13 protein-coding genes are annotated in these 12,713 nt (G+C 75.0%); 6 read left to right on the forward strand and 7 right to left on the reverse strand.

The annotated features are described in order from the left end of the window. Positions 1-70: 70 nt before the first annotated feature. The 6 genes from FRZ03_RS30975 to FRZ03_RS31000 are packed head-to-tail and all read left to right on the forward strand — an operon-like array spanning position 71 to position 6,703. Complete coding sequence (locus tag FRZ03_RS30975; protein ID WP_146468486.1) at positions 71-1,189, forward strand: ADP-ribosylglycohydrolase family protein; 1,119 nt, start codon at positions 71-73, stop codon at positions 1,187-1,189. A 7-nt stretch (positions 1,190-1,196) separates the two neighbouring features. Next, entirely contained in the window at positions 1,197-2,396 is a 1,200-nt protein-coding gene (locus FRZ03_RS30980; protein WP_186785717.1) for an ADP-ribosylglycohydrolase family protein, read from the forward strand. Beyond that, complete coding sequence (locus FRZ03_RS30985) at positions 2,384-3,745, forward strand: ADP-ribosylglycohydrolase family protein (RefSeq protein WP_146468402.1); 1,362 nt, start codon at positions 2,384-2,386, stop codon at positions 3,743-3,745. The genes FRZ03_RS30980 and FRZ03_RS30985 overlap by 13 nt, the downstream gene beginning before the upstream one ends. After that, entirely contained in the window at positions 3,742-4,635 is an 894-nt protein-coding gene (rbsK, locus tag FRZ03_RS30990; RefSeq protein WP_146468403.1) for a ribokinase, read from the forward strand. The genes FRZ03_RS30985 and rbsK overlap by 4 nt, the downstream gene beginning before the upstream one ends. Continuing rightward, positions 4,632-5,897, forward strand: a complete 1,266-nt coding sequence (locus FRZ03_RS30995) for a CaiB/BaiF CoA transferase family protein (RefSeq protein WP_261399416.1) — start codon at positions 4,632-4,634, stop codon at positions 5,895-5,897. Before rbsK ends, FRZ03_RS30995 begins: the two co-directional genes overlap by 4 nt. Further along, positions 5,894-6,703, forward strand: a complete 810-nt coding sequence (locus tag FRZ03_RS31000; RefSeq protein WP_146468404.1) for an HpcH/HpaI aldolase/citrate lyase family protein — start codon at positions 5,894-5,896, stop codon at positions 6,701-6,703. The genes FRZ03_RS30995 and FRZ03_RS31000 overlap by 4 nt, the downstream gene beginning before the upstream one ends. Positions 6,704-6,769: 66 nt before the next feature. Here FRZ03_RS31000 and lgt read toward each other — a convergent pair whose 3' ends face one another. The 7 genes from lgt to FRZ03_RS31035 form a co-directional block, all read right to left on the reverse strand. Continuing rightward, positions 6,770-7,774 (reverse strand): prolipoprotein diacylglyceryl transferase, encoded by a 1,005-nt coding sequence (gene lgt / locus FRZ03_RS31005; protein ID WP_146468405.1) that lies wholly within the window; start codon positions 7,772-7,774, stop codon positions 6,770-6,772. Between the two features lie 82 nt (positions 7,775-7,856). Beyond that, the gene (locus tag FRZ03_RS31010) at positions 7,857-8,633 is read right to left on the reverse strand and encodes a DsbA family protein (RefSeq protein ID WP_146468406.1); all 777 of its coding nucleotides are present in this window, start codon (positions 8,631-8,633) and stop codon (positions 7,857-7,859) included. Positions 8,634-8,731: 98 nt separating this feature from the next. Beyond that, complete coding sequence (gene trpA, locus FRZ03_RS31015; RefSeq protein WP_146468407.1) at positions 8,732-9,550, reverse strand: tryptophan synthase subunit alpha; 819 nt, start codon at positions 9,548-9,550, stop codon at positions 8,732-8,734. Continuing rightward, complete coding sequence (gene trpB / locus FRZ03_RS31020; RefSeq protein WP_146468408.1) at positions 9,547-10,830, reverse strand: tryptophan synthase subunit beta; 1,284 nt, start codon at positions 10,828-10,830, stop codon at positions 9,547-9,549. The genes trpA and trpB overlap by 4 nt, the downstream gene beginning before the upstream one ends. 71 nt (positions 10,831-10,901) lie before the next feature. Next, positions 10,902-11,138 carry a tryptophan biosynthesis modulator TrpM gene (gene trpM / locus FRZ03_RS41335; protein WP_146468409.1) on the reverse strand — a complete coding sequence of 79 codons (237 nt, stop codon included), beginning with the start codon at positions 11,136-11,138 and terminating at the stop codon, positions 10,902-10,904. A 21-nt stretch (positions 11,139-11,159) separates the two neighbouring features. Further along, the gene (gene trpC, locus FRZ03_RS31030) at positions 11,160-11,969 is read right to left on the reverse strand and encodes an indole-3-glycerol phosphate synthase TrpC (RefSeq protein ID WP_146468410.1); all 810 of its coding nucleotides are present in this window, start codon (positions 11,967-11,969) and stop codon (positions 11,160-11,162) included. A 137-nt stretch (positions 11,970-12,106) separates the two neighbouring features. Continuing rightward, entirely contained in the window at positions 12,107-12,544 is a 438-nt protein-coding gene (locus tag FRZ03_RS31035) for a DUF2752 domain-containing protein (RefSeq protein WP_146468411.1), read from the reverse strand. Positions 12,545-12,713: the final 169 nt, after the last annotated feature.

Consider the following 12,713-nt stretch of genomic DNA (forward strand, 5'->3'; position numbering starts at 1 on the left):
GGCCGAGACGCAGGTGGGCGAGGGTCCGGGGGCGCGGGTCCCTGGTCGGCGCGGAACGCGAGGGTCGGGCGTGACGGCGCGACGGGTCGAGGGGCTGCTGCTGGGCCTCGCCGCGGGCGACGCCGCCGGCTGGCCCGCCGCCCGGCACCGCGCCGCCCGCATGCCCGAGTGGACCCGCCGCCTCACCCGGGAACTGGACACCTTCGCGGAACAGAACGCGACCACCACCCTCCCGGTGCCGATCGCCCTCAACCAGCCCCCCGGCCCGCTCCGCCTCGGCCCCTCCGACGACGCCGAATGGGCGGCCTTCGCGGCGGAGGCGGTCCTGCGGGCCGGCACCGACGACGCCCTCGGCGACCTCAGCCGGGACCGTCGTGTGCGCGCCGCCATCGACCTCACCTGGACCGCCGTCGCCTGCGAGGTCGCCGCCGCCGCGGACCGCGCGCCGGAGATCGAGTCCGCCGTCCTCCCGCTGCGCGCCCGGATCTCGGTGCGGGCCGGTCTCGGCAATCTCGCCACCGGCCTGCGCCCGCCCGCCACCGGTCACGACAACCCGCACTACTTCGACGACGCCGCCTGCGTCCGCGCCTGCGCCCTCGCCGTGGCCCACCCCGGTGACCCCGAACGCGCCGCCGCCCTCGCCGAGTTCGACGCCCGCTACACCCAGGACGGCGACGGCGTGCACGGCGCCCGGGCCATGGCGGCGGCCGTGGCGCTCGCGCTCGCCGGCGCGGACACCGGCGCCTGCGTCACGGCCGCCCTCGCCGAACTCCCGCCCGCCACCGAGATCGGCCGCAACGCGCGGCACGCACTCGCCCTCGCCGAGGACGGCGCGCCCGCCTTCACCCTCGTCCCCGTGCTGGAACACCAGATCGTGGACCACGTCTACAGCTACGGCGTCGCCGCCGCCGAGACCGTCCCCGTCGCCCTCGCGCTGGCCACCGCGGCCCGCGGCCGGATCGCCGAGGCCGTGCCCGCCGCAGCCTGTCTGTCCCGGGTCGCCGACTCCGCCCCCGCCCTCGCGGGCGCCCTCACCGGTGCCCTCGGCGGCGGCGCGGCGATCCCGGAGACCTGGCGGGACGCCTGCCGGATCCTGCCGGGCTGCGCCCTGCCCCGGCTCACCGGCACCGACCTGGTGGAACTCGCCGGACTCCTGGAAGCCGCACAACCGGCCCACCCAGGAGGATGATTCGGGCATGACGCCCATGCAACTCAAAGGCCCCGAAGAGGAGCGCGCCGGGCTCCGCTCGCCCGGTCTGGACGAACGGATCACCGGCGCCCTCGTCGGCGCCGCCGTCGGTGACGCCCTCGGCGGACCCGTGGAGGGGTACTCCCCCGAGCAGATCGCCGAACGGCACGGCGGCCGGGTGCGCGGCATCGTCGGCCCCTGGCACGGCGAGGCCTGGCGCACCGCCCGCCCCCTGGCGCCGTACCACAAGGGCGACGGCCACGTCACCGACGACACCCTGATGACCCACGCGCTGATCCGGGTCTACGACCGGGTCCGCGACCACCTCGACGCCTACGCGCTGGCCGAGCACCTGGTGCCGGACCTGATGACCGAGCCGCGCTGGATCCCCGAGCTGGAGGCGGAGGCGCTGCCGCTGCACCGGCTGTTCCTCGCCGAGAAGTGGCTGGTGGCGCGGCTCGCCTACGGGCACGTCGACCCCCGGGAGGCGGGCGTCGGCAACATCGTCAACTGCGGCGCGGCGATGTACATGACCCCCGTCGGCCTGGTCAACGCCGCCGACCCGCGCGCCGCGTACGCCGAGGCGGTGGACGTCGCCGGTGCCCACCAGTCGTCGTACGGCCGGGAGGCGGCCGGCGTCTTCGCCGCGGCCGTCGCCGCCGCCACCGCGCCGGGCGCGACCCCGGACTCGGTGGTGGCCGCCTGTCTGGCGACGGCCAAGGACGGCACCCGGGCGGCGATCGAGCAGGTCTGCGAAGTGGCGCGCGGGTACGACGAGTTCGAACCGGCGCTGGGCCCGCTGCGCGCGGCGGTCGCCCCGTACGACACGGTCGGCCCGGACTACCGCGCCCCCTCCCTCGCCGCCCGCCGCCCCTCCCGGCTGCACTCCATCGAGGAACTGCCGGTCGCGCTCGGCATGTTGGTGGTCTCCGGTGGCGACTACCGGCAGGCGGTGCTCGGTTCGGTCAACTACGGCCGCGACTGCGACTCGATCGCCACGATGGCCGGTGCCCTCGCGGGCGCCCTCGGCGCCCCGGTGCCCGAGGACTGGGCGCGGACCGTGGCGGAGGCGAGCCGCCTGGATCTGGAGCGGCCGGCCCGCACCCTCGCCGACGTCGCCCGCGAGATCTTCGCCCGCGACGCCGAGCGGCACCGCGCCCGTGAACGGGCCTTCGTCACCCTGGGAGGTACGCCGTGCTCCGACTGACCTGGGTCCAGCCCGAGGACCTGCTCGGCCACGAACTGCGCCAGGCCCGCCTCGACGGCCGGGAACCCTCTCGGATCGAGGAGCGCTGGCGGGCGGCGGGCGGTCCGGACGCCCCGCAGCGCGCGGGCGCCTCACCGCACCGCGTCTCCCGCTATCTGCGGCTGCTGGCCGAGGACCTGCTGGACGAACTGGCCGATCTGCCCAGCCGGCTGGCCGACGACGAGCCGACCGAGCTGTCCGCGATCCAGGCGGCGTGCCCCGACTGGCCCGCCGCGCGGCCCGCCCCCTCGCCCGGACCGCTCGCGCTGGAGGCGTCCTGGCTGGGCCGGGCCGTCGGCTGCCTGCTGGGCAAACCGGTGGAGAAGCTGCCCCTGGACGGCATCCGCGCCCTGGCCAGGGCGGCCGGGAACTGGCCGCTCAGCGGCTACTTCACCGCCCGGGGCGTCCCCGGGGAGCTGCTCGCCGCCCACCCCTGGAACCGCCGCTCGGCCGCCACCTCCCTCGCCGAGAACATCGACGGCATGCCCGCGGACGACGACCTCGACCACCCCCTGCTCAACCTGCTGCTGCTCCAGCGCCACGGCAAGGCCTTCACCACCGAGGACGTGGCCCGGCTGTGGCTCGAAGAGCTGCCGCCGGGACGGACGTTCACCGCGGAGCGCCTCGCCTACCGCAATCTGCTCACCGGCGTCGAACCGCCGCACACCGCCCGGCACCGCAACCCCTTCCGGGAGTGGATCGGCGCCCTGATCCGCGCCGACGTGCACGGCTGGACCAACCCGGGCGACCCGGCCGGCGCCGCCGAACAGGCCCACCGCGACGCGGTGTTCACCCACACCGCCAACGGCGTCTACGCGGCCATGTTCACCGCCGCCACCCTCGCCGCGGCCGCCACCGGCGAACACGACGTGCACGCCTGTCTGCGGGCGGGCCGTGCGGTGGTCCCGCCCCGCTCGCGGCTGGCCGAGGCCATCGGGCACGCCCTCCGTCTCGCGGCGGCGCACGAGGACTTCGACGACGTGGTGGACGAGTTGCACGCCCGCTACGCCCCCACCCACCACTGGGTCCACGCCATCCCCAACACCGCCCTGCTGGTCGCCGCCCTCAGCCACGCGGACGGCGATTTCACCGGCTCGGTGCGACGGGCGGTGGCCGGCGGCATGGACACCGACTCGGTCGGCGCGACGGCGGGCAGTGTCGCCGGGCTCCTCGCGGGCTCCCCCACCGCGCTCCCCGAGCACTGGCGGGTTCCGCTGAAGAACCGGCTCGCCACCGGCGTCGCCGACTTCGACGGCAGCGGCTTCGACGCCCTGGCCCACCTCACGCACCTGGAGGCGATCCGCCCATGACCCACATCGCCGTCCTCGGCAGCGCCAACATGGACCTCGTCACCTATGTCGCCAAGGCCCCGCAGCGCGGGGAGACCGTGACCGGCCGGGAGTTCCGCACGATCCCCGGCGGCAAGGGCGCCAACCAGGCGATCGCCGCCGCACGGGCCGGGGCCACCGTCTCGATGATCGGCGCGGTGGGCAACGACGCGTTCGGGGCGCGGCTGCGGGAGACCCTCGAACACTCCGGCGTGGACACCGACTCCCTGCGCACGGTCGAGGGCCCCTCCGGCACCGCGCACATCGTGGTGGACGACGAGGGCGGCAACTCGATCGTCGTCGTCCCGGGCGCGAACGGCACCGTCGACCACCTCTCGCCCGGCGACGAGGGGGTGATCGCCTCCGCCGACGCGCTGCTGCTCCAGCTGGAGATCCCCCTGGCCGCGGTGGTCGCGGGCGCCGAGGCCGCCCGCCGGCACGGGGTCCGGACGATCCTCACCCCGGCCCCCGCCCGGCCGCTGCCGCCCGAACTCCTCGCCGCAACAGACCTGTTGGTGCCCAACGAGTACGAGGCGATCACCCTCACCGGGCGCCCCGACCCGCGCGAGGCCGCCGCCGCGCTGCTGGAGGCGGTGCCGTGCGCGGTGGTCACCCTGGGCGCGACCGGCTGTCTGTACGTGACCCGTGACGCGGAGCCGCTGGTGGTCCCGGCGCCGCGGGTCCGGGCCGTGGACTCCACGGGCGCGGGCGACACCTTCGCCGGGACCCTCGCGGTGGCCCTCGCCGAGGAGAAGCCCGTGCGCGAGGCCCTGTGCTGGGCCGCCGCCGCGGCCTCGCTCTCGGTCGAGCGGGCGGGGGCGTCCGCCTCGATGCCGTACCGCCCGGAGATCGACGCGCGGTTCACCTCATGAGCGGGGACCCGACGACCCCCGAGGACCCGACGACCCCCGGGGCCCCGGCGCCGGACGGGGCCCCGGCGCCGGACGGGGTCCCGGCGCTGGACGGGCTGCGGGTGCTGGACCTGGCGACGCTCTTCGCCGGCCCCATGGCCGCGTCGCTGCTCGGCGACTTCGGCGCCGAGGTGATCAAGGTCGAGCATCCGGGGCGGCCGGACCCGTCCCGGGGGCACGGGCCGGCCAAGGACGGCGTGGGCCTGTGGTGGAAGGTGCTCGGCCGCAACAAGCGCGCCATCACCCTCGACCTGTCCCGGCCGGGCGGCCGGGACACGCTGCTGCGGCTCGCCGCCACCGCCGACGTCGTGATCGAGAACTTCCGCCCCGGCACCCTGGAGAGGTGGGGCCTGGGCTGGGACGCGCTGTCCGCGGCCAATCCCCGGCTGGTGCTCGCCCGGGTCACCGCCTTCGGCCAGTTCGGGCCGTACGCGCACCGCGCCGGCTTCGGCACCCTCGCGGAGGCGATGAGCGGTTTCGCCGCGCTCACCGGGGAGCCGGGCGCGCCGCCGGTGCTGCCGCCCTTCGGGCTCGCCGACTCGATCGCGGGCCTGACCACCGCGTACGGCGTGCTGACCGCGCTGACCGCGCGCGAGCGCACCGGCGCCGGCCAGGTCCTGGACATGGCGATCATCGAGCCGATGCTGTCCGTGCTCGGCCCGCACCCCACCTGGTACGACCAGCTCGGCCACGTCCAGGAACGCACCGGCAACCGGTCCGCGAACAACGCCCCGCGCAACACGTACCGCACCGCCGACGGCACCTGGGTCGCCGTCTCCACCTCCGCGCAGTCGGTGGCGGAACGGGTGCTGCGGCTGGTGGGGCGCCCGGAGCTGATCGAGAAGCCGTGGTTCGCCACCGGCGCGGGCCGGGCCGCGCACGCCGACGTGCTGGACGAGGCGGTCGGCGCCTGGATCGCCGCCCGCACCCGCGCGGAGGTGCTCGCCGCGTTCGAGGCGGCACAGGCCGCGGTGGCCCCGGTGCAGGACGTCCGGGACGTGCTGGCGGACCCCCAGTACCAGGCGCTGGACACGGTGACGACCGTGCCGGACCCGGAGCTGGGCCCGCTGCGCCTGCAGAACGTGCTGTTCCGGCTGTCCGCCACGCCCGGCGCGATCCGCTGGGCCGGGCGCCCGCACGGCGCGGACACCGACGCGGTCCTCACCGAGCTGGGTCTCGCCCCGGACGAGATCGCCGCCCTGCGCGAGGAGGGCGCGCTGTGACCCCGCTGACCTGGCTGTACGTCCCCGGGGACCGGCCCCGGGTGATCGGCAAGGCGCTGGCGGCGGGCGCCGACGTGGTGGTGATCGACCTGGAGGACGCGGTGGCCCCCGACCGCAAGGAGTACGCGCGGGCCGCCGCGGCCGACCTGCTCACGGAGCGGCCGCCGGTGCCGGTGCACGTCCGCGTCAACGCCCTGGGCACGCCGTGGGCGAGCGCCGATCTCGCGGCGCTGGCGGGGCTGCGGGGCCTGTCCGCGCTGCGGCTGCCGAAGGTGACGACCCCGGCGGAGGTGCGCCAGGTCGCCGCGAGCACCCCGCTCCCCCTCCACGCGCTGCTGGAGTCGGCCCTCGCCATCGAGCACGCGTACGCCATCGCCCGCGCGCATCCGGCTCTGCGGGGCATCTCCCTGGGCGAGACGGATCTCCGGGCCGACCTGGGGGTACGGGCCGACGCGGGGCTCGACTGGCCGCGCTCCCGGGTGATCGTCGCGGCGCGCGCCGCGGGGTTGCCGCCACCGGCGCAGACGGTCCACCCCGACATCCGCGACCTGGACGGGCTGGCCGCCTCCTGCGCCCACGGCCGCGCCCTCGGCTTCCTCGGCCGCGCCGCGATCCACCCACGCCAGCTCCCGGTGATCGAGCGCGCCTATCTGCCCACCCCGGCTGAACTCGACCACGCCGAGACCGTTCTCAAGGCCGCCACCGCCCAGGAGGGCGCCCAGGCCCTGCCCGACGGCCGCTTCGTCGACGCGGCCGTGGTGGCCGAGGCCCGCCGCACGCTGTCCCTGGCCCGCAGAGGGAACTGAGGCGGGCCCACATGGACCGAGGGCGCCCGGAGGATTCCGGGCGCCCTCGATGCCGTACCGCGCGCGTCAGCTCTGCTTCGTCGCCGACTCGGGTTCCCCGGTGGCCGTGCCCGGCTCGTCCGCCGGCTCGGCGGACTTCCCGGGAACGGCTTTCGCGGGGACGGTCTTCTCGGGGACGGCCTGCTCGGCGGCGGGCTTCCCGGAGGCGGTGTCCGTCTCCTCGTCCGTGGCCGTGCCGTCCGCCGGGGCCGTGGCCGCGAGGGGCTCCACGACCTCCTCGCGGCCGGGGCGGCGCTTAGCGGAGACGATCATGTAGGTGACCGCCAGGAGGAAGACGATCAGGGCGGTCCAGTCGTTGAGGCGCAGGCCGAGGATGTGGTGGGCGTCGTCCACCCGCATGTACTCGATCCAGCCCCGGCCCACGCAGTACGCGGCGACGTACAGGGCGAACGCCCGGCCATGGCCCAGCTTGAAGCGGCGGTCGGCCCACATCACCAGGAACGCGACGCCGATGCACCACAGGGACTCGTAGAGGAACGTCGGGTGGTAGTACCCCGGCACCCGGCCGCCCTCGGAGGAGGTGATGTGCAGCGCCCAGGGGACGTGGGTCTCCCGGCCGTACAGTTCTTGGTTGAACCAGTTGCCCCAGCGGCCCATGGCCTGTGCGAGGGCGATGCCGGGCGCGACGGCGTCGGCGTACGCGGGCATCGGGATGCCCCGGCGCCGCGCCCCGATCCAGGCGCCCAGCGCGCCCAGCGCGATCGCGCCCCAGATGCCCAGGCCGCCCTGCCACACCTTGAAGGCGTCCACCCAGTCACGGCCGGGGCTGAAGTACAGCTCGTAGTCCGTGATCACGTGGTACAGCCGGCCACCGACCAGGCCGAACGGCACGGCCCACACCGCGATGTCGGCGACCGTGCCGGACTGCCCGCCGCGGGCGACCCAGCGCCGGTTGCCGAGCCAGACGGCGATGAAGACGCCGATGATGATGCAGAAGGCGTAGCCGCGCAGCGGGATGGGGCCGAGGTACAGCACCCCGCGCGACGGGCTGGGAATGTAGGCAAGTTCCATGGCAGGTCCGACGCTACCGTGCCGGGCCCCCGGGACACCAAGCCGCCTGGCCACGGGTCCGTAACGGGGACGTGAGAATCACTTACCCGCGGTTCGCCGCCTCCACCATCTGCTTGAGCTTGGCCGGCGTCATCGACTGGTCCTGGTAGATGTTCTTGCCGCCGAGGAGCACCGTGGGGGTGCCGGTGAAGCCGCCGCTCTGGAAGGCCTTCTGGGACCGGTTCACCCAGCTGTCGTGCGTGCCGCCGTCCACGCACTTCCGGTAGGCGGGCGTGTCCAGGCCGCTCACCTTGCCGGCCAGGCTGATCAGCTTGGCGTTGCTCGCGAAGGCGTCGTCGGTCTCCTTGGGCTGGTTGCCGTACAGGGTGTCGTGGTAGTCGCGGAACTTCCCGGCGTCCTGGGCGCAGGCGGCGGCGTTGGCCGCGCGCAGGGAGCCGGTGCCGCCGAGGTTGCCGTCGATCAGCCGGACCAGGTGGTACTCGATCCGGAGCTTGCCCGCGTCGGCCAGCTCGTGGAGCGTGGGCCGGTACGCCGCCTCGAAGGCCTGGCAGGCGGGGCAGCGGAAGTCCTCCCAGACCGTGAGCGTGGACCTGGCGCCGTCCTTGCCGACCGGGATCGCGAGGCCGTCCTTGCCCTGTGCGCCGGAGGGCGCCACGACCGGGCCCGCGCTCGCGCTGCTCTTGTTCTTGCCCGAGTTCGCGGCGACCACGCCGATCACCGCCGCGAGGCCCAGGACGCAGACGACGCTCGCGCCCACGATCAGCGTGCGCCGCCGCTTCTCCGCGGCCTTCTGCTTCTCGCGCTCGACCGCCAGCCGCTCCCGGGCGGTGCGCTTTCCGTCACGGTTCTTCTCGCTCACACCCCCAGAACGAACCCGGGAGGCGCAGCGCGCCTCCCCGGCCCGAGGTCCACCCGTTCGAGTGACCGAACGGGATCGTCACGGGATGTCCCGTGCGGTCACGCCTGGCCGCGCACGCCCTTCGCCAGATCGCCGGCGAGGTCCCGGACCGCCTCGATGCCCGAGGCGTGGTCGGGGGCGTCCAGCATGCGCTTGACGAAGGCCGAGCCCACGATCACGCCGTCCGCGAAGGCGCCGACCTCGGCGGCCTGCCGTGCGTCGGAGACGCCGAGACCCACGCAGACGGCCAGCTCGGTACCGGTGGCGCGGGTGCGTTCCACCAGTTCCCGGGCCTGCGTGCCGACGGACTCGCGGGTGCCGGTGACACCCATCAGCGAGGCCGCGTAGACGAACCCGCTGCCCGCCGCCGTGATCTCGGCGAGCCGCGCGTCCTTGCTGCTGGGCGCCACCACGAAGACGGTGGCCAGGCCGTGCTTGTCGGCGTGCTCGCGCCACAGCGCCGACTCCTGCACCGGCAGGTCGGGCAGGATGCAGCCCGCGCCGCCCGCCTCGGCCAGCTCGGCGGTGAACCGCTCGACGCCGTAGCGGTCGATGGGGTTCCAGTACGTCATCACCAGCACGGGCTTGCCGGTGGCCGCGTGGGCCTCCCTGACCGTGCGCATGACGTCCGCGATCCTGACGCCGCCGCGCAGGGCGATGTCGTCGGCGGTCTGGATGACCGGGCCGTCCAGCACCGGGTCGCTGTGCGGCAGGCCCACCTCGACCACGTCGGCGCCGCCGTCGAAGACGGCCTTGATCGCCTCGATGCCGCCGTCCACGGTGGGGAACCCGGCCGGCAGGTACGCGATCAGCGCGGCCCGCCCCTCGGCCTTGGCGCCGGCGAGGGTGTCGGTCAACAGCTGGATGTTCCCGCTCACTTGGCGTCCCCCTCGATCTCGGCGGTGTCGGCGGCGTCCGCGGCCACCTCGGCGTCGGTGTCGTACAGCCCGAAGTAACGGGCCGCGGTGTCCATGTCCTTGTCGCCGCGGCCGGAGAGGTTGACGACGATCAGCCCGTCGGGGCCCAGCTCCTTGCCGACGTCCAGGGCACCGGCGAGGGCGTGGGCGCTCTCGATGGCCGGGATGATGCCCTCGGTGCGCGACAGCAGGCGCAGGGCCTGCATGGCCGCGTCGTCGGTGATCGCGCGGTACTCGCCGCGCCCGGAGTCCTTGAGGTAGGAGTGCTCGGGCCCGATGCCGGGGTAGTCCAGACCGGCCGAGATCGAGTACGGCTCGGTGATCTGGCCCTCCTCGTCCTGGAGGACGTAGGAGCGGGAGCCGTGCAGGATGCCGGGCTCGCCCGCGGTCAGGGTCGCCGCGTGCTCGCCGGTCTCGATGCCGTGGCCCGCCGGTTCGCAGCCGATGAGGCGGACGTCCGCGTCGGGGATGAAGGCGTGGAAGAGGCCGATGGCGTTGGAGCCGCCGCCGACGCAGGCGACGGCCGCGTCCGGGAGGCGTCCGGCGCGCTCCAGGAGCTGGCGGCGGGCCTCGACGCCGATCACCCGGTGGAAGTCGCGGACCATGGCCGGGAAGGGGTGCGGCCCGGCGACCGTGCCGAAGAGGTAGTGGGTGCGGTCGACGTTGGCGACCCAGTCGCGGAACGCCTCGTTGATGGCGTCCTTGAGGGTGCGGCTGCCGGACTTCACGGCGACCACCTCGGCGCCGAGCATCCGCATCCGGGCCACGTTCAGGGCCTGCCGCTCGGTGTCGATCTCGCCCATGTAGATGGTGCAGTCGAGGCCGAACAGGGCGCAGGCGGTGGCGGTGGCGACGCCGTGCTGGCCGGCGCCGGTCTCGGCGATGACGCGGGTCTTGCCCATGCGCTTGGTGAGCAGCGCCTGGCCGAGGACGTTGTTGATCTTGTGGGAGCCGGTGTGGTTCAGGTCCTCGCGCTTGAGGAACACCCGCGCTCCGCCGGCGTGTTCGGCGAACCGGGGCACCTCGGTCAGCGCGCTGGGCCGGCCGGTGTAGTTGACGAGCAGGTCGTCGAGCTCGCGCGCGAACTCGGGGTCGGCCTTCGCCTTGTCGTACTCGACGGCGACCTCGTCCACGGCGGCGACGAGGGCCTCCGGGATGAACTTGCCGCCGAACGCGCCGAAGTAGCCCTCGGCGCTGGGCACCTGCCCCTCCGGGTCGGGGAAGAAGTAGTTGCTGGGCATGCCGGTACCTCACGGTGAGTGTGTGTGAAAAAGACACTGTTCGCCGTGGGGGCGGAGCCGATGGGGTGACTTCAGGCCGTGTACGGCCGGTCGTGCTCGCGCGGCCGAGCCGCAGGAGCCGATCCCGCTCCGCGCCCCCTGGGGGCGCGCTGCCATCGGCGGCCGTTCACCTGTCCCGGCTCGTCACCGATCACGTACCGCACCCTGCGGCCGTGGACACGCCGGGCAGGGGCTCGGCAGCCCCTGGGGCGGCAGCCGCGCGCCAGGCGGGCGTACCGGTCCACGGTCGTCACGGTGGTGGAAGTCATCGGGGTCAGCCTAGCGGGTGATCAGTCCCGGCCGTGCCGGAGCGCGGGATGTTCGCCCGCGGCCACCAGGTCGGAGACGGCGGTCCTGGGGTCGCGGCCGGTCACCAGGGACTCGCCGACCAGGACCGCGTCGGCGCCGGCGTTGGCGTAGGCGATCAGGTCGTGCGGGCCGCGCACGCCGGACTCGGCGACCTTGACCAGGTGGTCCGGGATCTCCGGGGCGACCCGCTCGAAGGTGCCGCGGTCCACCTGAAGGGTCTTGAGGTTGCGGGCGTTGACGCCGATGACCCGGGCGCCGGCGGCCACGGCACGCTCCACCTCGTCCTCGTCGTGCACCTCGACCAGCGGGGTGAGGCCGATGGAGACGGCGCGCTCGATCAGCGACTCCAGGGCCGGCTGCTCCAGGGCGGCCACGATCAGCAGCGCGAGGTCGGCGCCGTAGGCCCGGGCCTCCCAGAGCTGGTACGACGTGACGATGAAGTCCTTGCGCAGCACCGGGATGTCCACGCGGGCGCGGACGGCCTCCAGGTCGGCGAGGGAGCCGCCGAAGCGGCGCTGTTCGGTGAGGACGGAGATGACGGACGCGCCGCCCGCCTCGTAGTCCGCGGCGAGCCCGGCCGGGTCGGCGATCGCGGCCAGCGCGCCCTTGGAGGGGCTGGAGCGCTTGACCTCGCAGATGACCTTGACGCCGTCGCCCTTGAGCGCGGCCACCCCGTCCTTGGCGGCGGGGGCCTTGGCCGCGCGCTCCTTGAGCTCGTCGAGGCTGACGCGTGCCTGCCGCTCCGCGAGGTCGGCACGGACGCCGTCGATGATCTCGTCGAGCACACTCACGCGAGCGGCCCCCTTTCAGCGGGTCGGAATTCCTTCAGGTTGTGAAAACCCTCGGTCACTCGATGGTATCCGCAGCAGGGCGGAGGCCTCGCATCCGGTGGACGCCGGTTTCACCACATGGACATCGCAGCCGCTGGTCAGGGGTGCAGCCAGGCCCCGAACGGCAGGTTGCGAACGACGCTGAACACCAGCAGCAGCGCGGCGATCGACCACGCCTGGACGGGCGGCAGGGCGAGCCGGGGCGCGGGCCGGCCGCGCCAGGCGCGGGCCGCCCAGACCGCCCACAGCACCACCAGGACGACGTAGCCGACGACGGCGGGCGCGTTGTCGTGCAGCGCGGCCACCAGGTCCCCGTGCACGAACGCGTGCGCGCTGCGCAGCCCGCCGCAGCCGGGGCAGTACAGGCCGGTGAACCGGTAGAGCGGGCAGACCGGGTAGTGGCCGGGATGCCCGGGATCGACGGTCCCGACGTAGGCGAACGCGCCCGCCACCGCGGCGAACACCCCGGCGGGCGCGACCAGTCGCCGCCACCGGGGCACGGCAGGGGCGTCGGCAGGGCATCTGGGCACACCCACCCGAGCCGGTGTCGGGCCGGCCGCCGGTACGCCCGGTCCGGACGGCGCCGTGGCGGCGACCGGCGCGCCGGGCCCCAAGGACGGCGCGGCGACCCGCCAGGACCCGGTCAGGGCCCCTCCGGCACCCGCGCCGGGCCCGGCGGGAACGGCCGGTACGGCGGCACCGGCG

It is taken from the genome of Streptomyces misionensis, from assembly GCF_007896895.1.
Taxonomy (GTDB): Bacteria; Actinomycetota; Actinomycetes; order Streptomycetales; family Streptomycetaceae; genus Streptomyces; species Streptomyces misionensis_A.